Here is a 21,234-nt window from a genome sequence, read left to right on the forward strand (position 1 = left end):
GCCGAAACGGCCTGTCGTCCAGCGCGGCTGTGACCGAATTTGTGCAGGTCTATGGCGCTAAAAGTGGAGTTCGGCGTCCATCACGCGCACCTCGACCATGCCCCAGACCGCATTGGCGAGGCAGATTCTGTCGGCCGAGCGGACGTCGTCCGGAGACAGTGGCCGCACCTCGACCGGCGTGCCGGTCATGAAGTGCCGCCGAAACACGCCCGGCAACAGTCCGGACGATACTGGCGGCGTCAGCCAATGTCCGTCCTTCTGGAGGAACAGGGTGCTGCGTGCGCCCTCGGTGACCTCGCCGCGCTCGTTGACGAACAGCAGATCCCAGTGACCTGCGGCGGCAGCGGCCTTGAGCGCCGGGTCGTAGACATCGCGCCGGGTGGTCTTGTGGGCAAGGTACGGATCGGCCGCGTTCACCGGCTTGGCCGCCCACGCAACGCTCGGCACCTGTGCACGCAACGCCGCGCGCTGCGCCTCCACGTCCAGCGCAACGGCGGTGACCGAGACCTCGCCCGACGGCCCGAGCAGCAGCCGCACCCGCTGATCGGCTTGTGAGGAATAGCCTTCGGCGGCAAGGGCGAGCATGTCGCGGATGGCGGTCTCGTCGAACGGATAGACGAAATAGGCCGCTGAATCCCGCAGCCTTTCGAGATGCGGCTCCAGCAGCCAGTAGCCGCCGGCACGCTCCCACAGCAGCGTTTCGATCAACGCCGGGCGATCCCGGGGATCCCGGAGGAACGCGGCCTTCAGCAGGCATTCGTCCCATTCGGCGGCGCCTTGCGAATCAGCCACCACGCCGCTGCCGATGCCCATGCGCGCGACGCCGCTTTTTTCGACGACAAGGGTACGGATCGGCACGCTGAACGCGGCGTCGCCATCCGGGGCGATGTGGCCGATGGCGCCGGTATAGACGCCCCGCGCCCGCTGCTCCAGCGCGGCAATGATCTCCATGGCACGTATCTTGGGCGCGCCGGTCACCGAGCCGCACGGGAAAATGGACGTGAGCACGTCAAGGGTCCGCGGCCCGTCGGTCACCTCGGCGCGAACGGTCGAGACCATCTGCAGCACGGTCGGAAAGGCTTCCACCTCGAACAGGCTGTCGACGACGACCGTTCCGGGAAGGGCGAGGCGCGACAGGTCGTTGCGCTCCAGATCGACGATCATCAGGTTCTCGGCGCGAGATTTGGGATCGTTCCTGAGGACGCTCGCCGCTGCCTCGTCCTCGGCAAAGGACCGGCCGCGCGGCGCGGTGCCCTTCATCGGCTTTACCGTCAGCCGGTTACCCCGGCGCTCGAGAAACAATTCGGGAGAATGGGACGACACGCACCAGTCGCCTGCCGCAATGAAGCCGCCATGAGCGACGGGCTGGGCCTGGCGGAGGGCAGCATGCAGCCCGAGCGGGTCACCGGAGAAATCCGCGGCCGCGTCCATAGTCAGGTTGATCTGGTACACATCGCCCGCCGCCAGGTACTCCTGCACCCGCTCAAAGGCCGCCAGATAATCCGCGCGGGCCAGCATGGGGCGCAGTGGCGACAGCCTGAAGGACGAGCCCTGCGTCCGCTCGCGCCAGAACAAGTCGACATCGGACCGGTCGAGCCGCCGGAGGCGGCTGAACAGGCCGAACCAGACCAGTGGCTCGCGGCGCGCGTCCGGCATCCGTGCTGCGAGCCTCGGCTCCAGCGCATAGCCGACCTCGTAGGATAGCCAGCCTGCCGCGTGCAATCCCTCGTTGAGGCCTTGCTGTATCTCGCCCAACGCCGCGGCGATCCCGGCCGGATCGTCGCAGCGGACGATTCGTTGCGGCCGCTCGAACAGCAGCGATTTCGCGCGCGGATCGCGGCTATTCTCCAGCAACACAAACGGATCGTTGGGCATCAGCGCTGTCATGAAGTCGGTCTAGCCGATCCGGCGTGCACCGGAAAGAGCCATCGTTGCTCGACACCCGCCCACGCCATTCCCTATGCTGCGGGGACTCCGGACAAGGGAATGCGCATGAATTTCCGGATTTTAACCGTGCTTGCACCGCTGGCCGTGGCCGCTTGCGGCCCGTCGCCGACCATCGGTCTGCTCGAGGACCATGTGGAGCACGACATCCGCAGCAACTTCGTGGTCTGCTCCAACTATCAGTGCACGGCGCGCTACAACGTGGCCCTGACCGACGCCGAATGGAGACAGGTGCGGGCGTTCTTCGATCCGCCCGCCACCGATGCCGCCGCCGAGCGCCGGCAGATCGCGCTCGCCATCGGCCAGATCGAACGCATCGTCGGCCCCAAGACGGGCACCACCGGCGACAGGCCCGGCGCCGCCATCCTGACCACCCGCACACGCGGCCAGATGGACTGCCTCGACGAATCCCACAACACCACGGTCTATCTGCACCTGCTCGAGCGAAACCGGCTGCTGACATGGCACAAGGTGGGTCAGCCGATCATTCGCGGCCATGTCATCGACCGCTGGTTCCACAACACGGCGACGGTGACCGACACCGCCACGGGCATCCAATGGGTGATCGATTCCTGGTTCGGCGCCAACGGCGAACCAGCCGACGTGGTCACCGCCGACGTCTGGCTCGATGGCTGGGAACCGGAGAAGTACAAATCCCGGACGGATCGCTAGAACGCCCGCCCCAGCATCACGAACAGCCACCGGACGCCATAGGCCAGCGCGGCGAATGCCAGCAACGAGGCCAGCCACAGGCCAGCAAACCACAGCAGGCGGCGGGGCACTTCGCGCATCAGTGGTGGTATCCCTCGCCGTGGCGGACCTTGCCGCGGAATACCCGGTAGACGATGATCGTGTAGGTCAGCACCAGCGGCACGAACAGCAGCGCCCCCACCAGCAGGAATATCTGCGTCTCGGGCGGCGCGGCGGCCTCCCAGATAGTGAAGGCGCGCGGCACGATATAGGGCCACAGACTGACCGCCAGCCCCAGATAGGACAACAGGAACAGGCTGATCGACAGGAAGAAGGGAGCGCCTTCGCGCCGGTTCTTCAGGGCCAGCAGGAGCAGCAGGGCAACGGCGGCCGTCAGGATGGGTATGGGCGCCAGCAACAGCAGGTTGGGCATGGAGAACCAGCGGGCAGCGATCTCGGGCTGCAGCAGCGGTGTCCAGAGGCTTACCACGATGATCGCGGCCAGCAGGCCGATCGTCAGGCCCTTGGCGGCCTTGAACATCCAGTCCTGCAGGTCGCCCTCGGTCTTGCCGATCAGCCAGGTGGACCCGAGCAGGCCATAGCCGATCACCAGCGCCACGCCGGTGAAGATGCTGAAGGGCGTCAGCCAGGAGAGCGCATTGCCGACGAACACGCCGTTCTCGATCGGCAGCCCCTGGACGAAGCTGCCCAGCACCAGGCCCTGGGCGAAGGCCGCAATGGTGGAGCCGGCGGCAAACGACAGGTTCCACGCCCATTTACTGGTGTTGGATCCGTGCCGGAACTCGAAGGCGATGCCCCGGAAAACCAGCGCCACCAGAAACAGGATCAGCGGCACGTAGAGCGCTGGCAGCACCGTGGCATAGGCCAGCGGAAACGCGCCGAACAGGCCGGCGCCGCCCAGCACCAGCCAGGTTTCATTGCCGTCCCAAACGGGCGCGATGCTGTCCATCATCACATCGCGCCATTCCTCGCGCCTGGTGAAGGGAAACAGGATGCCGACACCCAGGTCGAAGCCGTCCATGATGATGTACATGGCGACGCCGAAGGCGATGACGGCGGTCCAGATGAGAGTGACGTCCATATGCGTTCTCCCTATGCCGCCTGGGACGGCGCGAGCGCGGGCTGGCGCGTGCTGTCGTCAGGCGCCGGACCCTGCCGCGCGATCCGGGCCGCGAAGTACAGGAACGCCGCCAGCACCATGTGATAGACGATGGCGAACAGCATCAGCGAGGTCAGCACCTCGGGCGCCTGAAGCTGCGGCGATACGCTGTCGGCGGTGCGCACCAGCCCATAGACCGTCCAGGGCTGCCGTCCCACCTCGGTGACGGTCCAGCCGGCCAGGGTGGCGACGAACCCGACCGGTCCCATGGCGACCATCCCCCACAGATAGGGCCGGACCGCGGGCAAGCGTTTGCGCAGCAGCACGCCGAGCCAGGCCATGCCGATCATCAGCAGTCCGATACCGACCATGATCCGGAATGCGAAGAACACGATGGCGACAGGCGGCCGGTCCGCCGCAGACACATCCTTCAGCCCGGGGACGACACCGTCCGCATCGTGACGCAGGATCAGACTGGCGCCGTCGGGTATGCCGATCTCCAGATGGTTGGTCTCGGCAACCTCGTCGGGCAGGGCGAACAGCAAGAGCGGCGTGCGCGGGCCGGTGTCCCAGTTACCTTCCATGGCCGCGACCTTGACCGGCTGATGCTCCAGGGTGTTGAGGCCGTGCTGGTCGCCGACGAACAACTGCAACGGCGCCAGGATGGCGGCGGCCGTGATGGCGAGCTTGAGCGCCTTGCGTGCCGTGTCAGCGTGTCTGTCATGCAGCATCTGCCAGGCCGACACCGCCGCGACCACGAACGACATGGTGAGCAGCGTGGCCAGCACCATGTGGGCCAGACGGTAGGGAAACGACGGGTTGAAGATCACATCCCACCAGCTTGCGACGTAGAAGATACCGTCGGCGCCCAGAATGTGGCCCTGCGGCGTCTGCATCCAGGAATTGGCGGACAGGATCCAGAATGCCGACAAGGTCGTGCCAAACGCCACCATCAGGGTCGCGGTATAGTGCAGGATGGGACCGACCCGCTTCCAGCCGAACAGCATGATGCCGAGGAAACTGGCCTCCAGAAAAAATGCCGTGAGCACTTCATAGCCCAGCAGCGGGCCCAGCACATTGCCGGTTGCGAGGGAAAATGCGCTGAAATTGGTGCCGAACTGGAACGACATGGGGATGCCGGTAACCACGCCCATGCCGAACGACAGGGCAAAGATCCGCACCCAGAAACGATAGAGGTCGCGCCAGCGCGGGTCCCGCGTCTTCAGCCAGAGCCCCTCGACCAGCGCCAGGAAGCAGGCAAGTCCGATGGTGAGGGTGGGAAAGAGGATATGGAAGGCGATCGTAAACGCGAACTGCAATCGGCTTAACAGGACAGTATCGATTTCCATTCAATTTCCCCGGTGAAGGCGTGGCCGCGCCCCTTAGATGGCAGCGGCCGGCAGGAATGGCATACGCGAATTCACTATAGCACCCATGCCCGCGGGAAGTCCCTGAAACGGCAAAAAGCCGGTCAACAGACCGGCTTTTTTGATCGAAATCAATGATATGGCAAGATCAGGCCGGCTCGGCCGAGAAGTCCTCGAACGCCCATTCCTCGCCTGAATCCATCTGTTCCTCGAACAGCTCTTCGGCGGCCATCGCCGCTTCATCCTCGCTGTCCGCTTCAACGGTGGCGATCCAGTAAAAGGTGCCGCGCTTCAGGTTGGCGCGCAAGGTGACTTCGTATTTCACGGTCGGCCTCAGCGGTTGGAGTAAGGGCGAAGCTCAAGCTTGGCCACGGTTTCGGTGTGCACCTCGTCGGGGCCGTCGGCCATCTGGGTCGTGCGGGCATAGGCCCAGGCCTTGGCGAGGAAGAAATCGTTGGTGAAGCCGCCGGCGCCGTGGGTCTGGATGGCGCGGTCGATGATCTTGGCGACGGTCTGCGGCACCACGACCTTGATCATGGCGATTTCCTTGCGCGCGCCCTTGGCGCCGACCTGGTCCATCATGTAGGCGGCCTTGAGCACCAGCAGGCGGAGCTGCTCGAGCTCGATTCGCGACCAGGCGATGTTCGAGCGGATGGTGTCGAAATCGGCCAGTTTCTTGCCGAAAGCCTCGCGCGAGGTGGTGCGGCGGCACATCTGGTCGATGGCGCGGTCGGCGGCGCCGATCAGGCGCATGCAGTGATGGATGCGGCCCGGACCGAGACGGCCCTGGGCGATCTCGAAGCCGCGGCCCTCGCCAAGCAGCACGTTCGATACCGGCACGCGGACATTGTCGAACAGCACCTCGGCCTCGCCGAACGGCGCGTGGTCATCGTTGTAGACCTTCACCGCGCGGACGATCTTCACGCCGGGCGTGTCCTTGGGAACCAGGATCTGCGACTGCTGCTGGTGCTTGGGCGCGCTGGTGTCGGTCTTGCCCATGACGATGAATATCTTGCTCGTCTCGCGCATGCCGCCGGTGGTGTACCACTTGCGGCCGTTGATGACGTATTCATCGCCTTCGCGCTTCATGCTCGTCGCCACGTTGGTGGCGTCGGACGAGGCGACCTGCGGCTCGGTCATGCAAAAACACGAGCGGATATCGCCCTCGAGCAGCGGGATCAGCCATTTGTCCTGCTGTTCCTCGGTGGCGTATTTGACGAACACTTCCATGTTGCCGGTGTCGGGCGCGTTGCAATTGAACGCTTCCGAAGCCCAGTCGACACGGCCCATGATTTCGGCCAGCGGCGCATATTCCAGATTGGTCAGGCCAACGCCGTACTTGTCACGGAAAGCGTGGGGCAGGAACAGGTTCCACAGGCCTTCGGACTTGGCCTTGGCCTTGATGTCCTGGAGGATTTGCGGGGTGCGGAAGCGATTGCCCTGGCTGTCGAGCTGTTCGTAGAATAGGTCCTCGTTCGGATAGATGTGGGCATCCATGAAATCCGTCAGGCGCTTCTGCAGATCCTTGACGCGGTCGCTGTAATCGAAATCCATGGAGATCCTCCCGAGTATGGCCGTGGCCGGCGCCTGGCGCGGTCGCGCCCTTTTATACCGGGGAATCCGCCGTTGCCAAGGGGAGGTTTGGCCGGACCGCCACGTCAGTCGGCGTCAGCGAGGGCGCTCTGCAGAGGTCTTCTGTCCAGGTCGGGCATGTGAATCGCCGCCAGATCCGGGATTCGGCCGTTGAGCGTGGGGACATCCTTGCTGGCCATGGTGCGCTGGGCCGGATCGTTGCAAAGCGGGGCGGACGTCGCCGGCAGCATGTCGGTGTCGAATTCGCCGCGAAGCACGGCGCCATCGGACTTGGCGACGATCGCCGTCGCCGCAGCGGCCATATCCTCGCAGAACAGCTTGTTGCCGAACGTGTTGAGCGAGAAATAGTTGGCCAGGCTGGTCATGTACTTGTTCAGCGCATCCTTGTGGCCCTGGCCGTAGCTGCGCTTGAAATAGGCCTGCATCACCGTCGAATGGGCGCTCAACTCGTTATTGTAGCGCAGGATGAACTCGTTATAGGTCTCGTGCAGTTTCAGGCCGGGCTTGTGGACGCATTTCAGCGCCGCCACCATCAGCGCGGCCTGCAGGCCGCGGGCCTGCTCGGCGGTGGTTTCCGCCTTGGTCATGCACGGGAGCGCCAGGGCTGTGCCGGTCATTCCGGAAATGGCTACCAATGCTACCACCGCATGCAAGGTACGGCGCAAAACGGCACGGAATCCGATGTGGCCTCGACGCGTGATAATGTGACCTCTCCTTGATCCGTGACATGGCCGCGCGGCGCGGTCCATGTGTAGCCCCCAGGGGCGCTACTATAGCCGTGCGGGCCTCAAATCTCAAAATCCGAATTGTTGGCGGGCAGCGCGTCATCGCCGAACCGGATCGACGGGCCGGCGGCGCGAATGCGCTCGCGGGCCGTCAGCGGCTGGTGGTCGCCGGTGATCTCGATGGCATAGACGCCGACCACGAGGTTGGCCGCCGCGTCCTTCTCGGCAGCCGCGACCAGCGCCTCCGATTCCTCGCCCGCGGCGACGGTCGCCTCGTGAATCTGGGCGGTCCAGCCGCTGTCGCTGTTGAAATACACGATGACTCCATCGCGCAGGCGGTTCGCCGTCACCACCCGATACACTTCCACGTCGCCGTCAGCCATGGTGGTTCCTTTCGTCTGCGCCCTGTCGGCGCGAACTCACTGTCGCGCCTTTTTGACAACACCGGCCTGCCCGGCGGCAAGTACTTTTTGCCGCGCCAGGCGACCAAGGCCGCTTCTTGCCGCGCCCGCGGGCCGCGACTATACAGGTTGGCAACGACAACGCGTCACGTGCAAACTGCCCGACGCGATCCGAAGGAAACGCCCTTGCCCGAACAGACCGGCTACTATTTCGAAGACCTTGCCGAAGGCATGACCGCCTCATTCGCCAAAACGGTGACAGATGCCGACATCGTGCTGTTCGCGGGCGTCAGCGGCGACACCAACCCGGTCCACATCAACGAGGAATTCGCGCGGGAGACCATGTTCAAGGGCCGCATCGCCCACGGCATGCTGTCGGCCAGCCTTATCTCCACCGTGTTCGGCACCAAGATGCCGGGACCGGGCTGCATCTATATGAGCCAGAGCCTGCGCTTCAAGGCGCCCGTGCGTCCCGGCGACACGGTGACCGCCAAGGTCACCGTGGTCGAACTCCGGCCCGAGAAGAAGCAGGCGCGCTTCGAGTGCGTCTGCCTGGTGGGCGGCAAGCCGGTACTCGATGGCGAGGCGCTGATCCTGGTTCCATCGCGTCCGGCATAGACCCAACACCCATGAAGCTCTACAGGCACCTGAAGAACCTGCCGCGCAGCGTGACGGGCTCCGTCGTCGCCTGGGGCAATTTCGATGGATTCCACAAGGGCCATCAGGCGGTGGTTCGCCGCGCGGCCGAAATCGCCGACGAAACGGGCGCGCCGCTGGCGGTGATGACCACCGAGCCGCATCCCTCGCAATTCTTCCGGCCCGAGACGCCGTCATTCCGGCTGATGAGCCTGCGCTCGAAGGCCCAGGCACTGGAGGCGTTCGGCGCCGACGTCCTGTTCGTGCTCGCCTTCGACGCCGCCCTTGCCGGCACGCCGGCCGAGGATTTCGTACGCGAGGTGCTGGTGAAGCAACTCAGGATCAGGCACGTGGTCACCGGCTACGACCAGCGATTCGGCAAGGGCCGCGGCGGCGATGCGGACCTGTTGCGCCGCATGGGCAGCGAGGCCGGGTTCGGCGTCACCATGGTGGAGCCGCTGCAGGCGGGCGGCTCGGTCTATTCCTCGTCCCGGGTGCGCGAGCACCTGCGCGCCGGCGAACCCGACCAGGCGGCGACGTTGATGGGCCATTGGTGGCGCATCGAGGGCCGGATCGAGCTGGGCGACCAGCGCGGCCGGACCATCGGCTTTCCCACCGCCAATGTCAGCTGGGGTGATTATCTGGAACCCCGGCTGGGCGTCTATGCGGTGCGCATGCATGTCGAGGACGGCGCGCACCGGGGCGTTTATGACGGCGTGGCCAATCTGGGGCGGCGGCCTACTTTCGGCAAGACCGACATCAGCTTCGAGGTGCATCTGTTCGACTTCGACGGTGACCTTTACGGCGCCCATGCCGGCGTCGACATGATCGCCTTCATCCGGCCCGAGCAGAAATTCGACGGGCTGGACGCGCTGAAGGCGCAAATCGCCGCCGATGCCACGGCAGCCCGCGCCATGCTGGCCAGCCCGGCAGCGGCGACAGGCCGTTTCCCGCCGGCAACGCGGCGGACCTCGACAGGCACCGGCCCGGCCTGATACACACTGCCACCGGATTCGGACGACGCGGGCCATGCGCCGCAGACAATTGGTACGGATGACGCCAGAGCCTTCACGACAGATGACGACCATCGAGGGGCGGATCGCCCCATGAGCCGTCGCTCGAACATCGGCTGGGCTACCGCCGCGGGCACCATTGCGCTCGACCAGGGCGTCAAGTGGTGGCTGCTGACCTCCTACGACATCGCGTCGCGCCATCCGGTCGAAGTGACCCCGTTCTTCAACCTGGTGATGACCTGGAACCGGGGAGTCAGCTTCGGCCTGTTCGGCGACTATGGCGACCTGATGCGTTGGCTGCTGTTCGGATTCGCGGTCGCCGTCTCGATTGCTCTCGCGGTCTGGATGATTCGGGCCACGAACCTATTTCTTACGGTGGCGCTCGGGCTGATCATGGGCGGCGCGCTGGGAAATGCGGTCGACCGGATCGCGCACGGAGCAGTGGCGGATTTCTTTGATTTTCATGTGGCGGGATGGCACTTTTGGGCCTTCAACGTCGCCGATAGCGCGATTTCGGTCGGAGTGGTCCTGCTGCTGTGGGACGCGTTCTTCGGTTCCGGCCGACGGCAGGGCGAGTAAGGAAACAGGACAGGATCATGGTGGCACGAAACTCGATCGGCCTCTCCTTGGCGTTGGCGTTGCTGGCCACCGGCTCGCTCAGCGGCTGTGGCGGCCTGAAGGATGCGCTGGGCGCCAACAAATACCCGCCCGACGAGTTCGCGGTCGTCTCCAAGCGCGCGCTGGTGATTCCGCCGGATTACAATCTGCGCCCGCCGGGGCCGAACCAGCCCAAGCCCAGGGACGCCGATCCGTCGGAGATGGCGCTGCTGGCCCTGTTCCCCGAATCCAAGCAGCAGGTGGCGATCACCTCGCCCGCCGAACAACAGCTGATGAAGGCGACCGGCGGCGCGTCGGCCGATGCCAATGTGCGCTCGGACCTGTCGCCGGAAGGCACCGTGGTCAACAAGGGCAACATGACCGAGCAACTGCTGTACGACAACAAGGTGGAGGGCGCGCCCCAGACCACCATCCAGCGCGAAGCCCCGACCCAGTCGTCGCCGGACTATATCGGCCCGCTCCAGTAAAGAGGTGCCACCTGAGACAGGACGCACGGTCAGCCCGTCACCTTCTCGGATTGCTCGTCGCCATGCTGATCGCCCTTTCCGGGGCCTCGCAGGCGCGTGCCGCCGAGGCGCTCGACAGTCATGAATACACCCTGGGCAACGGCCTGAAGCTCCTCGTCATCGAGGATCACCGGGCGCCCATCGTCACCCATATGGCCTGGTACCGGGTCGGCGCCACCGAGGAATTCGGCGGCAAGACTGGCCTGGCGCATTTCCTCGAGCACCTGATGTTCAAGGGTACCGAAAAGGTGCCCGCCGGCGAGTTCTCGAAGACCGTCAGCCGAAACGGCGGCCAGGACAACGCCTTCACCTCGTCCGACTACACCGCCTATTTCCAGCAGGTCGCCACCGACAAGCTGCCGCTGGTCATGGAGATGGAGGCGGACCGCATGGTGAACCTGAAGATCGCCGAGGACGAGGTGAACCAGGAGCGCGACGTGGTCATCGAGGAGCGCCGCACCCGTACCGAGAATTCGCCGCCCGCCCTGTTTCGCGAGCAGATGGACGCAGCCCAGTTCCTTTCCCACCCCTACCGGGTGCCGGTGATCGGCTGGATGAACGATATCAAACGGCTGACGCGCGCCGACGCGCTGGGCTTCTACAAGCTGCACTATGCGCCCAATAACGCGGTCGTGGTCGTCGTCGGCGATGTGGATGCCGACGCGGTCAAGGCCCTCGCCGACCGGACCTACGGCGTCATACCCGCCAAGCCGGTGCCGCCCCGCACCGCCAGCGTCGAGGCGCCGCAGCTCGCCGCCCGCGAGCTGGTGATGACGGATGCCCGGGTCAGCCAGGTATCGTGGGTGCGCACCTACTCGGCGCCCAGCTACCAATACGGCGACAGCCAGCTGGCCGTGCCGCTCGAAGTGCTGAACGAGATTCTCGGCGGCGGCACCACCAGCCGGCTCTACCAGACCCTGGTTGTCCAGAAGCAACTGGCGATCGAGGCCGGCTCCAGCTATGGCGGCTATGGGCTGGGCCCGTCCACCTTCGGCATCTCGGTCAGGCCGCAAAACGACGATCCCGCGCCGATACCTGCCGCGGTCGACGCGGTCATCGCCGATCTGGCGGCGTCCGGCGTCACCGACGAGGAACTGAAACGCGCCAAGAAGTCGCTGAAGGCCGCCGCGGTCTATGCCCGCGACAGCGGTCAGGGACTGGCCAACATCTTCGGCGCATCGCTGGTCACCGGCCGCAGCGTCGAGGATGTGATGAGCTGGCCCGACAAGATCGAGGCCGTGACCAATGCCGAGATCATCGCCGCCGCCCGCACCATCTTCGTGCCCCAGCGGTCGGTCACGGGTCTGCTGCTGCCGGATCGGGCCGGTGCGCCCGCCGCCGCGCCGTCTGCGCCGCCGCCCGGACCGGAGCACCCATGATGACCCGCTTGCTCGCAGCCCTGGTGCTGGTCTTCACCTTCGCGGCCCGCGCCGACGCCGTGGAAATCAGGGAAGTGGTCAGCCCGGGCGGCATCAAGGCCTGGCTGGTGGAACAGCATTCGATTCCGCTGGTGGCGATGAGCTATGAGTTCGAGGGCGGCGTCTCGGCCGATCCCGACGGCAAGAGCGGGCTCGCCTATCTCGTATCGGGCCTGCTGAACGAGGGCGCCGGCGATCTCGACTCGCTGGCCTTTCAGAAGGCGCTCGACGAACGGGCGATCCGCATGAGCTTCGACGCCGACCGCGACCAGTTCAGCGGCAGCATGGTGACGCTGACCGAGGAACGGTCCGAAGCGTTCCGCCTGCTGGGCCTGGCGCTCAGCCAGCCGCGCTTCGACGCCGACGCCGTGGAGCGGGTGCGCGACCAGGTCCGCTCGATCCAGCGCTCGGAAGACGACCAGCCTCGTTCCATCGCCGCCAAGGCATGGATGCGGGCCGCTTTCCCCGGGCATCCCTATGCCAACAATACGACGGGCACGCCCGAAAGCCTCGCCAGCCTGACAGCCGCCGACCTGCGCGCCTATGTGACGGACAACTTCACCCGCGACCGGCTGATCGTAGGCGTGGTCGGCGACATCACGCCGGCCGAGCTGGGTCCGCTGCTCGACAGCACCTTCGGTGCGTTGCCGGCGACGGGCGCCGAACTGACGGTGCCGGACACCGCGCTGGCAGAGGCGAAAACCCAGGTCATCGAGCGCCAGGTGCCGCAGAGCGTCGCCGTGTTCGGCATGCCGGGCATCAAGCGCGACGACCCTGACTGGTATGCCGCCATGGTGATGAACCAGATTTTCGGCAGCGGCGGGTTCTCGTCGCGGCTGATGGAGGAAGTGCGGCGCAAGCGCGGCCTGACCTATGGCGTCTACACCTATCTGCAGCCCTACAGCCATGCCGGGCTGGTGCTCGGCACCGTCGCCACCGTCAACGCGCGCATGGGCGAATCCAAGCAGGTGATCGAGGACGAGATCACCCGCATGGCGCAGAGCGGCGCCACCGAAGCCGAGGTCGCCGATGCCAAGACCTACCTGACCGGCTCCTACGCGCTCAATTTCGACACCAGCGGCGCCATCGCCGGTCAGCTGGTCGGTATCCAGCGCTACGGCTTCGACCGGGACTACATCAACAAGCGAAACTCGTATGTCGAGTCGGTGACTCGCGAGGACGTGAACCGGGTCGCCAAACGGCTGCTGGATTCGAGCCGGCTGTTCTGGGTCATCGTGGGCAAGCCGGAAGGACTCGAGTCGACGCCGGAGCCCGCAACGCCATGATGCCCTTCACCCAGAACCTTGATGCCTGCTTCGAGACCGCCGTCAGGAGCGGAATCAGCCGGTCGGCATTCGACAGGGTCATGGGCAAGGCACTGGACGGCGTGGCGCGCCTTCGCACCGCCTACGACGCGCGCACCCTGCCGCTGCTGCACCTGCCCGAAGACACCGCCGACCTGCTGAGCCTGACCGACATTGCCGGGCTATTGTCGCGCCAGAGCAATCACGTGGTCGTGCTGGGCATCGGCGGATCGAGCCTGGGCGGCCAGACTCTGACGACCCTGGCCAAACGCGGCCGCAAACCGTCGATCGAGTTCGCCGACAACCTGGACCCGGTCGCGCTGGGCGAACTGCTGACCGGTATCGACCTGCTCGACACCAGCTTTATCGTCGTCTCCAAGTCGGGCGGCACGCCCGAGACCCTGGCCCAGTTCCTGATCCTGCTCGATGCCTACCGCTCGCGCGGCCTGGACGAGGAAGTGCGCGCACGGGTGATCGCCATCGTCCAGCCGGGCGCCAGTCCGCTGCGCGACATCGCCGCCGGGTGGTCGATCCCCATGCTCGATCACGATCCCGACCTGGGCGGCCGGTACTCGGTGCTGTCCTGCGTCGGGCTGCTGCCTGCGACGATCGCGGGTCTCGATCCCTGGGCGATCCGTTCCGGCGCGGCCGCCGTGCTGGGTGACCTCCTGCATTCTGACACCTCCACGCCGGCGCTCGGCGCCGCCGTCATCGGCGCCCTCGCCGAGGAAAGAGCCGTCACCACGCTGGTCATGATGCCCTATGTGGGCCGGCTCGAACGGGTCGGCCACTGGTACCGCCAATTGCTGTCGGAAAGCGTCGGCAAGGATGGCAAGGGGCTGACACCGCTGGCCGCGCTGGGTCCGGTGGACCAGCATTCCATGCAGCAATTGCTGGTCGATGGTCCCGACGACAAGCTGGTGACCGTGATTACCGCCGACATTGCCGGCACAGGCCCCACCGTGCCGGCCGACCTGGCCCAGGACAAAGCCCTGTCCTTCATGGCCGGGCGCACCATCGGCGACATCGTCGCGGCGCAGGCCAGGGCCAGCATGGACGTGCTGATCCGCAAGGGGCATCCGGTCCGCCACATCCATGTGGCGCGCGCCGACGAGAAGGCGGTCGGCGGCCTGCTGATGCACTTCATGCTGGAAACCATTCTCATCGGCGATATTCTGGGCGTCGATCCGTTCGACCAGCCCGCTGTCGAGCTGGGCAAGATCCTCACACGGGAATACCTCCAGGCAACATGAGTATCCGCCTCCTGCCCGAAACCACCGTCAACCGCATCGCCGCGGGTGAAGTGGTGGAGCGGCCGGCGAGCGCCATCAAGGAACTGGTCGAGAACGCCATCGACGCGGGCGCCCGGCATGTCGACGTGGTGCTTGAGGGCGGCGGCATCCAGTATATCGGCGTGACCGACGACGGCATGGGCATGGCCCGGCCCGACCTCGAATTGTGCATCGAGCGCCACGCGACATCCAAGCTGCCCGATGACGACCTGCTGCATGTGGCCTTTCTCGGCTTCCGCGGCGAGGCGCTGCCGTCGATCGGCGCGGTCAGCCGCCTGACCATCGCCAGCCGGACACAGGGCGCCGCCGAGGCCTGGCAGATCGGCGTCGATGCGGGCAAGCGCCTGCCGGCCAGGCCCGCGGCGCTCAACAAGGGCACCAAGGTCGAGATCCGCGACCTGTTCTACGCCACCCCGGCGCGGCTCAAGTTCCTCAAGGGCGAGCGCACCGAACTCAACCACGCGCTGGAGATGATGCGCCGCCTGGCAATGGCCAATCCGGACGTCGGCTTCACCCTGACCCACGACAACCGGGTGATGCTGCGGGTGCCGCCGGCGCCGGGCGACCTGTTCGACCAGCGTCTGCTCGCCCGGCTTTCGGCGCTGCTGGGCGCCGACTTCGCCGACAACACCATTCCCATCGACGCCGAGCGCCGCAACTTCCGGCTGACCGGTTATGCCGGCGTGCCCACCTACAACCGGGGCAATGCCCAGCAGCAATATCTGTTCGTCAACGGCCGGGCCGTGCGCGACAAGTTGTTCGTGGGCGCGGTGCGCGGCGCCTACATGGACTACCTCGCCCGCGACCGGCATCCGGTGCTGGCCCTGTTCCTCGAAGCCGACCCCGAGGATGTGGACGTCAACGTGCACCCGGCCAAGGCCGAGGTCCGCTTCAAGGACGCGGGCGTGGTGCGCGGCCTGATCGTCGGCGCCCTGCGTAACGCGCTGGCCGCCGCCGGCCACCAGGCCTCGACCACCGTCGGCGCGGCAGCGCTTGGCGCGATTCGCCGCGAGGCCCAGCCGTTCCGGCCGAGCGAAGCGTTCGCCGCGTTCCACCAGCCATTGCCGGCGCACGGTTTCGGCGAGATGCCGCAGGCCGGTTTCGCCTATGCGGACACGCCGTCGGCGCGGGTTGAGTCAGCGCCCGCCGCACAGGCCGCCGAAAGCCAGCCCGAGGCGCGCTATCCGCTGGGTGCCGCGCGCGGGCAGCTTCACGAGACCTACATCATTTCGCAGACCGAGGACGGCATCGTCATCGTCGACCAGCACGCGGCGCACGAGCGGCTGGTGTATGAACGGATGAAGAAGGCGCTGACCGACAGCGGCGTGGCGCGGCAGATGCTGCTGCTGCCCGAGGTCATCGAACTCGATCCGGTCGCCGCTTCGAACCTGGCCGACCGGGCCCACGAACTGGCCGAGCTGGGACTGGCGCTGGAGCCGTTCGGCGCTGGCGCCGTCGTCGTCCGCGAGGTGCCGGCGCTGCTGGGCGACTGCGATATCAGGGGGCTGGTACGCGACCTGGCCGACGATCTGGCCGAGTTGGACGAGGCGCTGAGTCTGAAGGAGCGGCTGGAGGATGTCTGTTCCACCATGGCCTGCCATGGCAGCGTGCGCGCCGGCCGCCGCCTGACCGTGACCGAGATGAATGCCCTGATGCGCGAAATGGAGGCCACGCCCCATTCCGGCCAGTGCAATCATGGCCGCCCCACCTATGTGGAACTCAAGCTCAAGGATATCGAGCGGCTATTTGGGCGGCGGTGACTTTCGCCGTCGCGTCGCCTTGGTCTTCACGTCGTCTATTTCCAGGATCAGATTGTCCGCCTCGATTGCCGCGAGACGCAGATAGGTGGCGACGCTATCGGCGCCCGCCAGTTCGGCGTCCTTCTCGAGGTAACGGATCGTCTCATAGATTGCCCGGAGCGATTCACGCCCTGTCATGGCCCAGCCTTGCACGTTCAAAATGGTTGCCCAATCAATAAGGATCAACGTACTGCAACTTCCGGCCTGCAACAACGCTATGGCACCTCCCGGGTTTCGTAACAGGTGCAAATAATTCTGGTTGCGCCGTAGCGCCGGTCGTCAACCGGGCTGAAGGCCGGCGGCAGCGCCGGCTCTTCGGCGGCCGGCAACTCGATGACCACGAACGCGCCCTCGGCCAGCCAGCCGCCATCCGCCGCGGCCGCGAGCGACGGCGCGATCAGCGACTGGCCATAGGGCGGATCAAGAAAGGCGAGGGTCGCGGCAAGCGGCCGGGGCGCAAGCCGCGCCGCGTCGGCCCGGACGATCTCGCACAGCGCCTCGGCCTTGAGCGCCGCCACATTGGCCCGCACCAGCGCCAGCGAGCGCGGATCCTGGTCGACGAACACGGCCCGCGCCGCGCCGCGCGACAGCGCCTCCAGCCCCAGTGCGCCGGTACCCGCGAACAGGTCGAGCACGATGGCGCCGTCCAGCACCGGCGGGGACCGGTGCGCCAGGATGTTGAACAGGGATTCGCGGACCCGGTCGGTTGTCGGCCGCACCCGATCATCGGCCGGCGCCGCCAGCCGGTGCCCGCGATACCGGCCACCGACGATTCGCATCAGAGCGCCTTGAGGGGAAGCGGCGCTGCGTCGCCGCTCGAAAGCCCCGGGCCAACCATCACTTCGCCTTGAGCTGGTAAGCCGCGCCGAGTTGGGTGCGCAGCACCGGCCGCGTCACTTCGCGCACCTCGCCGCGGGCCAGGGTGCCAAGCTGGAACGGGCCATAGGCGACGCGGATCAGCCGGCTGACCTGCAGGCCGGCATGCTCCAGCAGCTTGCGCACCTCGCGGTTCTTGCCTTCGCGGATGCCGACGGCGATCCAGGTGTTCGACGCCTTGCGGCTTTCCACCTCCACATCCGCGGGCGCGTATTTGATGCCGTCGACGACGACGCCCTTGCGCAGCTGCTCCAGCCGTTTTTCATCGGGCTCGCCCCAGGCGCGGGCGCGGTATTTCCGCTTCCAGCCAGTCTTCGGGCTTTCCAGGTGCCGCGCCAGCTCGCCGTCATTGGTCAGCAGCAGCAGCCCTTCCGAGTTGATGTCGAGACGCCCCACGGAAATCACCCGCGGCATCTCCTTGGGCAGGTTGTCGAACACCGTGTTGCGGCCCTTCGGGTCGCTGTGGGTCGTCAGCAGCCCCGGCGGCTTGTGATAGAGCCACAGCCGTGTCGGCTCGGCGCCGGCAATGGGTTTGCCGTCGACGGTGATGACCTGTCCCGGCGTGACGTTCAGCGCCGGGCTGTCCAGCGTCTTGCCGTCCACCGCGACACGCCCGGCCTCGATCATAGCCTCGGCCCCGCGCCGCGAGGCCACACCCGCCCGCGCCAGCACCTTGGCGATCCGCTCGCCGTCCTTGGTTTCGCCGGTTTTTTCGTTCATGCCGCGCACCATAGTGCGGATCGGGGCCGTGCGAAACGGCGCTGTGCGATATGTTGGTTGCCGAGCCCTATGCCAGGTCGATCCGCGCCTGGTGTCCGGAGGACGCGGCGAGGCGTTGGTCGCTGGTCAGCAACGGAGCGCCCAGTATTTCGGCAAGGGCCACGTAGGCGCCGTCATAGGCGGACACGTTGTGGCGCAGCTCCCAGATACGCTCCAACAGCACATCGTGCCGATGGCGCGTCAGCGGGAAATCCGCCATTGCCGCCAGGATTGCGCGCGCCTGCTGATCGTCGATTTCGCCGACCGCGGCGTACCGGCGGATCACATGCGCAACCTCGACATCGACAAGATGCGGCGCGTGGAGCGTTTCCCCCGGCCGGAAAATGCGCCGCTCCACCGCCAGTCCTGCTGGCCTGCGCAAAAACGCCTCGATCAGCGCCGACGCATCGACGACGATCACGGGCGGTCGCGCTCGGCGCGTATCACCTCGGCGGGACTGACCGACACGTTCACTTCCGGCAACCTCTGTAAGCGAGCGCGCATTTCCTCCAACGTCGGCCGTTCCGCCACCTCCCGGACCTGGCCGAGTAAGTACTCGGACAATGACATGCCGGCGAGCGCCGCGCGGGACTTGAGTTTGCGATGCAGGTCGTCAGGGACGTTCCGGATTTGAATCATCGTGGTCATGTGAAGAGGATAGACACATGTGGATCACATGTAAACATGCTACAGCGAGAGGGTGAAAAACAAGCTATTGGAATCAGGTACATAGTCGCCGAAGGCGGGGCAGTTTACGAACCCATGGCTCCGGTAGAGCGCATGAGCCGGGCGGAAGGAGTCCCAGGCGCCGGTCTCCAGGCTGAGGCGCGACATGCCGGCGTCCCGCGCCACCGCGATGATGTGGGCCAGCATCGCCCGGCCCGCGCCGCGTCCCCGCAGGGATTCGGCGGTGTGCATGGACTTCACCTCGCCGTGATCGGCCGACAGCCGTTTCAGCGCACCGACACCCGCCAGCGTATCGCCGTCCCAGATTGTCCAGAGGGTGATATCGGGCGCCTTTAGCCCGCTCAGGTCGAGCGCATGGGCGCTGCCGGGCGCGGTTGCAGCCCGCGCGGTGGTCAGGTGAATGCGCAGCAGGTCGGTGACCCGTCGATCGCTGAAATCGGCTTCAATGATATGCATCGCCTGTCAGCCTGCCGCTGCAGCGGTCAGCGTAGCGCGGGCGGCGAGGCCATGAAAGCCGCATCAACTGACCGAAGGCAGGCAATGGTGTCATTTCACAGACCGCCGCCTCCCGTCCCCGTACACCCTGTGCTTGACGCTTTTCAGCCCTTTCCCCATGGTCCGCCCATGCGCAACCCGTTCATGCAGATCGCTCTGGAAGAAGCAGCCGCCGCCGCCTCTCGCGGCGAAGTGCCGGTCGGCGCCGTGCTGATCGGGCCCGACGGCAATCTGCTGGCGCGGGACGGCAACCGGATCGTCGAACTTCGCGATCCCACCGCCCATGCCGAGATGATGGTGATCCGTGCCGGGGCGCGGGCGCTCGGCAGTGAACGGCTGACCGGCTGCGATCTCTACGTCACGCTGGAGCCCTGCCCGATGTGCGCGCAGGCCATGGCGTTCGCGCGCGTCCGCCGGGTGTATTACGGGGCCGCCGACCCGAAGGGCGGCGGCATCGATCACGGTCCGCGCATCTTCGCCCAGCCCACCTGCCATCACGCGCCCGAGGTTTACGGCGGCATCGGCGAGGGCGAAGCCGGGCGGCTGCTGAAGGACTTCTTCGCGGCACGGCGCTGATCGGGATGTTCATTGCGGCTGCCGGGCGGCCAGGTGACGCTGCCTTGCCGGAAAACGCGGTAAGCGATTCCGCTTTGACCAGATAAGTTCTAAGATTCCCCGTCATGGACCTGTCCCGCACCATCCGAGACATCACAGCCTGGGCAAATCAGACTGCGGACTGGGCCGTGGCGCATGTGCTGAGCCTGGCGACACTGGGCCAGCTGATTGCCATCGCGCTCAGCTTCATCGTCGCGCGGCTTGCCGCGCGGCCGATCAAGCGCTGGATCGCGGCGCAGACCATGCAGGCCACCGCTGCCGAGCGGACGCGGGACGTCATGCTGCTGCTGGTCACGCCGGCCATCTGGCTGGTGCTTCAGATCATCCTGCTGCAGGGCGCCAAGGAAATTCAGCTGGATAATGTGCCGCTCAGGATCAGCATCAATCTGCTGGCCGCCTGGCTGCTGATCCGCCTGCTGACCGCGCCGGTGCGCAACCCGGTAATGGCGCGGCTGATCGCCGTCGTCGCCTGGAGCGTGGCCGCGCTCAACATCCTGGGCATCCTCGACCAGACCATGGTCCTGCTGGAGCATGTGGCGATTCCGATGGGCAAGGGCAGCGCGTTGTCCATACGCAACGTGCTGATCGCCGTGCTGGCGCTGGTCATCTTCGTCTGGATGGCGCTGATCGCCTCACAATTCGTCGAACAGCGGCTGTCGCGGACACAAAGTTTCACGCCGTCGGCGCGGCTGCTGCTGACCAAGATCGCCCGCTTCCTGCTGGTCGCCGTCGCCATCGTCGTCGGCCTGGGCTCGGCCGGCCTGGACCTGACCTTCTTCGCCTTCTTCGGTGGCGCTCTCGCCGTCGCCGTCGGTTTCGGCCTGCAGCGGGTGACCTCAAACCTGTTTAGCGGCTTCATCCTGCTGATGGACCGGTCCATCAAACCAGGCGACGTGATCGAGATCGAGGGCACCTATGGCTGGATCAACAAGCTGGCGACCCGCTACACCTCGGTGATCACCCGCGACGGCACGGAATATCTCGTACCAAACGAAGACCTGATCACCCAGGTCGTGGTGAACTGGTCCCATTCCAACCGTCTGGTGCGCCAGCATGTGAAGGTGCTGATATCCTATGACAGCGACGTCAGCGTGGCCCGGCGGCTGTGCATCGAATCCGCCAAGGAAACCGAGCGGGTGCTGGAGACGCCGGCGCCGCTGTGCATGTTGCTCGATTTCACCGACAACGGCGTTCAGCTCGAGTTGCGGTTCTGGATCGAGGACCCCCAGAACGGCATCACCAATGTGCAAAGCGCGGTTCGGCTGAGAATCTGGGACAAGTTCAACGCATCGGGCATCCGCTTCCCGTTCCCGCAGCGCGATGTTCATCTGGTCGACGCGCCGGGTCTCAAGGGCATATGGCGTGACGAGACCTGA

At 66.0% G+C, this 21,234-nt stretch carries 24 protein-coding genes and 1 pseudogene; 11 read left to right on the top strand and 14 right to left on the bottom strand.

Annotation, left to right across the window (positions count from 1 at the left end; genetic code table 11):
* Nucleotides 1-57: 57 nt before the first annotated feature.
* On the bottom strand, nucleotides 58-1,887 hold the full coding sequence (gene pabB / locus WJU21_RS08870; RefSeq protein WP_346323046.1) for an aminodeoxychorismate synthase component I: 1,830 nt from the start codon (nucleotides 1,885-1,887) through the stop codon (nucleotides 58-60).
* A 105-nt stretch (nucleotides 1,888-1,992) separates the two neighbouring features.
* Here pabB and WJU21_RS08875 point away from each other — a divergent pair, with 105 nt between their 5' ends.
* Nucleotides 1,993-2,616 carry a hypothetical protein gene (locus WJU21_RS08875; RefSeq protein ID WP_346323047.1) on the top strand — a complete coding sequence of 208 codons (624 nt, stop codon included), beginning with the start codon at nucleotides 1,993-1,995 and terminating at the stop codon, nucleotides 2,614-2,616.
* Here the strand turns inward: WJU21_RS08875 and WJU21_RS08880 are convergent.
* From WJU21_RS08880 to WJU21_RS08910, 7 genes are all read right to left on the bottom strand, one after another.
* The gene (locus WJU21_RS08880) at nucleotides 2,613-2,735 is read right to left on the bottom strand and encodes a DUF2474 domain-containing protein (protein ID WP_346323048.1); all 123 of its coding nucleotides are present in this window, start codon (nucleotides 2,733-2,735) and stop codon (nucleotides 2,613-2,615) included. The two genes, WJU21_RS08875 and WJU21_RS08880, sit on opposite strands and share 4 nt — an antisense overlap.
* Nucleotides 2,735-3,736 (bottom strand): cytochrome d ubiquinol oxidase subunit II, encoded by a 1,002-nt coding sequence (cydB, locus tag WJU21_RS08885; protein WP_346323049.1) that lies wholly within the window; start codon nucleotides 3,734-3,736, stop codon nucleotides 2,735-2,737. The genes WJU21_RS08880 and cydB overlap by 1 nt, the downstream gene beginning before the upstream one ends.
* Before the next feature lie 11 nt (nucleotides 3,737-3,747).
* Entirely contained in the window at nucleotides 3,748-5,103 is a 1,356-nt protein-coding gene (locus WJU21_RS08890) for a cytochrome ubiquinol oxidase subunit I (RefSeq protein WP_346323050.1), read from the bottom strand.
* 166 nt (nucleotides 5,104-5,269) lie between these two features.
* Nucleotides 5,270-5,446, bottom strand: coding sequence for a hypothetical protein (locus WJU21_RS08895; RefSeq protein WP_346323051.1), 177 nt, complete (start codon nucleotides 5,444-5,446; stop codon nucleotides 5,270-5,272).
* 8 nt (nucleotides 5,447-5,454) lie between these two features.
* A complete protein-coding gene (locus tag WJU21_RS08900; protein ID WP_346323052.1) occupies nucleotides 5,455-6,675 on the bottom strand; it encodes an acyl-CoA dehydrogenase family protein in 1,221 nt (406 codons plus the stop codon).
* A 104-nt stretch (nucleotides 6,676-6,779) separates the two neighbouring features.
* Complete coding sequence (locus WJU21_RS08905; RefSeq protein ID WP_346323053.1) at nucleotides 6,780-7,331, bottom strand: hypothetical protein; 552 nt, start codon at nucleotides 7,329-7,331, stop codon at nucleotides 6,780-6,782.
* A gap of 170 nt (nucleotides 7,332-7,501) precedes the next feature.
* Nucleotides 7,502-7,822: a DUF2849 domain-containing protein gene (locus WJU21_RS08910; protein ID WP_346323054.1), complete on the bottom strand. Its 321-nt coding sequence runs from the start codon at nucleotides 7,820-7,822 to the stop codon at nucleotides 7,502-7,504.
* A 249-nt stretch (nucleotides 7,823-8,071) separates the two neighbouring features.
* Between WJU21_RS08910 and WJU21_RS08915 the strand changes: the two genes are divergently transcribed.
* The 8 genes from WJU21_RS08915 to mutL all read left to right on the top strand — a co-directional run bounded on the left by WJU21_RS08915 (nucleotide 8,072) and on the right by mutL (nucleotide 16,387).
* On the top strand, nucleotides 8,072-8,458 hold the full coding sequence (locus WJU21_RS08915; RefSeq protein WP_346323485.1) for a MaoC family dehydratase: 387 nt from the start codon (nucleotides 8,072-8,074) through the stop codon (nucleotides 8,456-8,458).
* An 11-nt stretch (nucleotides 8,459-8,469) separates the two neighbouring features.
* Nucleotides 8,470-9,471, top strand: coding sequence for a bifunctional riboflavin kinase/FAD synthetase (locus tag WJU21_RS08920; protein ID WP_346323055.1), 1,002 nt, complete (start codon nucleotides 8,470-8,472; stop codon nucleotides 9,469-9,471).
* Between the two features lie 111 nt (nucleotides 9,472-9,582).
* Complete coding sequence (gene lspA, locus WJU21_RS08925; RefSeq protein ID WP_346323056.1) at nucleotides 9,583-10,068, top strand: signal peptidase II; 486 nt, start codon at nucleotides 9,583-9,585, stop codon at nucleotides 10,066-10,068.
* A gap of 17 nt (nucleotides 10,069-10,085) precedes the next feature.
* Complete coding sequence (locus tag WJU21_RS08930; RefSeq protein WP_346323057.1) at nucleotides 10,086-10,574, top strand: DUF3035 domain-containing protein; 489 nt, start codon at nucleotides 10,086-10,088, stop codon at nucleotides 10,572-10,574.
* Nucleotides 10,575-10,636: 62 nt separating this feature from the next.
* Nucleotides 10,637-11,992, top strand: coding sequence for a pitrilysin family protein (locus WJU21_RS08935; protein WP_346323058.1), 1,356 nt, complete (start codon nucleotides 10,637-10,639; stop codon nucleotides 11,990-11,992).
* A complete protein-coding gene (locus WJU21_RS08940; protein ID WP_346323059.1) occupies nucleotides 11,992-13,317 on the top strand; it encodes a pitrilysin family protein in 1,326 nt (441 codons plus the stop codon). The genes WJU21_RS08935 and WJU21_RS08940 overlap by 1 nt, the downstream gene beginning before the upstream one ends.
* Nucleotides 13,314-14,588, top strand: coding sequence for a glucose-6-phosphate isomerase (locus WJU21_RS08945; RefSeq protein WP_346323060.1), 1,275 nt, complete (start codon nucleotides 13,314-13,316; stop codon nucleotides 14,586-14,588). Before WJU21_RS08940 ends, WJU21_RS08945 begins: the two co-directional genes overlap by 4 nt.
* Nucleotides 14,585-16,387 carry a DNA mismatch repair endonuclease MutL gene (gene mutL, locus WJU21_RS08950; RefSeq protein ID WP_346323061.1) on the top strand — a complete coding sequence of 601 codons (1,803 nt, stop codon included), beginning with the start codon at nucleotides 14,585-14,587 and terminating at the stop codon, nucleotides 16,385-16,387. Before WJU21_RS08945 ends, mutL begins: the two co-directional genes overlap by 4 nt.
* On the opposite strand, the gene WJU21_RS08955 is transcribed toward mutL, so the two are convergent.
* The 6 genes and pseudogenes from WJU21_RS08955 to WJU21_RS08980 form a co-directional block, all read right to left on the bottom strand.
* Nucleotides 16,370-16,564 carry a hypothetical protein gene (locus tag WJU21_RS08955; protein ID WP_346323062.1) on the bottom strand — a complete coding sequence of 65 codons (195 nt, stop codon included), beginning with the start codon at nucleotides 16,562-16,564 and terminating at the stop codon, nucleotides 16,370-16,372. The genes mutL and WJU21_RS08955 overlap by 18 nt on opposite strands.
* 77 nt (nucleotides 16,565-16,641) lie before the next feature.
* A complete protein-coding gene (gene rsmD / locus WJU21_RS08960) occupies nucleotides 16,642-17,205 on the bottom strand; it encodes a 16S rRNA (guanine(966)-N(2))-methyltransferase RsmD (protein WP_346323063.1) in 564 nt (187 codons plus the stop codon).
* An 85-nt stretch (nucleotides 17,206-17,290) separates the two neighbouring features.
* A pseudogene (locus tag WJU21_RS08965) lies at nucleotides 17,291-17,989 on the bottom strand (pseudouridine synthase); the annotation flags it as partial.
* Between the two features lie 100 nt (nucleotides 17,990-18,089).
* A complete protein-coding gene (locus tag WJU21_RS08970; protein ID WP_346323064.1) occupies nucleotides 18,090-18,482 on the bottom strand; it encodes a type II toxin-antitoxin system VapC family toxin in 393 nt (130 codons plus the stop codon).
* Nucleotides 18,479-18,709, bottom strand: coding sequence for a hypothetical protein (locus WJU21_RS08975; RefSeq protein ID WP_346323065.1), 231 nt, complete (start codon nucleotides 18,707-18,709; stop codon nucleotides 18,479-18,481). The genes WJU21_RS08970 and WJU21_RS08975 overlap by 4 nt, the downstream gene beginning before the upstream one ends.
* Nucleotides 18,710-18,748: 39 nt before the next feature.
* On the bottom strand, nucleotides 18,749-19,204 hold the full coding sequence (locus WJU21_RS08980; protein WP_346323066.1) for a GNAT family N-acetyltransferase: 456 nt from the start codon (nucleotides 19,202-19,204) through the stop codon (nucleotides 18,749-18,751).
* Between the two features lie 183 nt (nucleotides 19,205-19,387).
* Between WJU21_RS08980 and WJU21_RS08985 the strand changes: the two genes are divergently transcribed.
* Both WJU21_RS08985 and WJU21_RS08990 read left to right on the top strand, forming a co-directional pair.
* Nucleotides 19,388-19,819, top strand: coding sequence for a nucleoside deaminase (locus WJU21_RS08985; RefSeq protein WP_346323067.1), 432 nt, complete (start codon nucleotides 19,388-19,390; stop codon nucleotides 19,817-19,819).
* A 104-nt stretch (nucleotides 19,820-19,923) separates the two neighbouring features.
* On the top strand, nucleotides 19,924-21,234 hold the full coding sequence (locus WJU21_RS08990) for a mechanosensitive ion channel domain-containing protein (protein ID WP_346323068.1): 1,311 nt from the start codon (nucleotides 19,924-19,926) through the stop codon (nucleotides 21,232-21,234).

This window comes from Emcibacter sp. SYSU 3D8, assembly GCF_039655875.1.
GTDB lineage: Bacteria > Pseudomonadota > Alphaproteobacteria > SMXS01 > SMXS01 > RI-34.

Bases quoted from the DNA above. Each gene is read 5' to 3' on its own strand.
- WJU21_RS08975 (WP_346323065.1), bottom strand. From the start codon at position 18,709: ATGACCACGATGATTCAAATCCGGAACGTCCCTGACGACCTGCATCGC.
- lspA (WP_346323056.1), top strand. From the start codon at position 9,583: ATGAGCCGTCGCTCGAACATCGGCTGGGCTACCGCCGCGGGCACCATT.
- WJU21_RS08935 (WP_346323058.1), top strand. From the start codon at position 10,637: ATGCTGATCGCCCTTTCCGGGGCCTCGCAGGCGCGTGCCGCCGAGGCG.
- WJU21_RS08920 (WP_346323055.1), top strand. From the start codon at position 8,470: ATGAAGCTCTACAGGCACCTGAAGAACCTGCCGCGCAGCGTGACGGGC.
- WJU21_RS08980 (WP_346323066.1), bottom strand. From the start codon at position 19,204: ATGCATATCATTGAAGCCGATTTCAGCGATCGACGGGTCACCGACCTG.
- WJU21_RS08905 (WP_346323053.1), bottom strand. From the start codon at position 7,331: ATGACCGGCACAGCCCTGGCGCTCCCGTGCATGACCAAGGCGGAAACC.
- WJU21_RS08955 (WP_346323062.1), bottom strand. From the start codon at position 16,564: ATGACAGGGCGTGAATCGCTCCGGGCAATCTATGAGACGATCCGTTAC.
- WJU21_RS08890 (WP_346323050.1), bottom strand. From the start codon at position 5,103: ATGGAAATCGATACTGTCCTGTTAAGCCGATTGCAGTTCGCGTTTACG.
- WJU21_RS08910 (WP_346323054.1), bottom strand. From the start codon at position 7,822: ATGGCTGACGGCGACGTGGAAGTGTATCGGGTGGTGACGGCGAACCGC.
- WJU21_RS08990 (WP_346323068.1), top strand. From the start codon at position 19,924: ATGGACCTGTCCCGCACCATCCGAGACATCACAGCCTGGGCAAATCAG.
- mutL (WP_346323061.1), top strand. From the start codon at position 14,585: ATGAGTATCCGCCTCCTGCCCGAAACCACCGTCAACCGCATCGCCGCG.
- WJU21_RS08930 (WP_346323057.1), top strand. From the start codon at position 10,086: ATGGTGGCACGAAACTCGATCGGCCTCTCCTTGGCGTTGGCGTTGCTG.
- pabB (WP_346323046.1), bottom strand. From the start codon at position 1,887: ATGACAGCGCTGATGCCCAACGATCCGTTTGTGTTGCTGGAGAATAGC.
- WJU21_RS08985 (WP_346323067.1), top strand. From the start codon at position 19,388: ATGCAGATCGCTCTGGAAGAAGCAGCCGCCGCCGCCTCTCGCGGCGAA.
- cydB (WP_346323049.1), bottom strand. From the start codon at position 3,736: ATGGACGTCACTCTCATCTGGACCGCCGTCATCGCCTTCGGCGTCGCC.
- WJU21_RS08915 (WP_346323485.1), top strand. From the start codon at position 8,072: ATGACCGCCTCATTCGCCAAAACGGTGACAGATGCCGACATCGTGCTG.
- WJU21_RS08880 (WP_346323048.1), bottom strand. From the start codon at position 2,735: ATGCGCGAAGTGCCCCGCCGCCTGCTGTGGTTTGCTGGCCTGTGGCTG.
- rsmD (WP_346323063.1), bottom strand. From the start codon at position 17,205: ATGCGAATCGTCGGTGGCCGGTATCGCGGGCACCGGCTGGCGGCGCCG.
- WJU21_RS08875 (WP_346323047.1), top strand. From the start codon at position 1,993: ATGAATTTCCGGATTTTAACCGTGCTTGCACCGCTGGCCGTGGCCGCT.
- WJU21_RS08900 (WP_346323052.1), bottom strand. From the start codon at position 6,675: ATGGATTTCGATTACAGCGACCGCGTCAAGGATCTGCAGAAGCGCCTG.
- WJU21_RS08940 (WP_346323059.1), top strand. From the start codon at position 11,992: ATGACCCGCTTGCTCGCAGCCCTGGTGCTGGTCTTCACCTTCGCGGCC.
- WJU21_RS08945 (WP_346323060.1), top strand. From the start codon at position 13,314: ATGATGCCCTTCACCCAGAACCTTGATGCCTGCTTCGAGACCGCCGTC.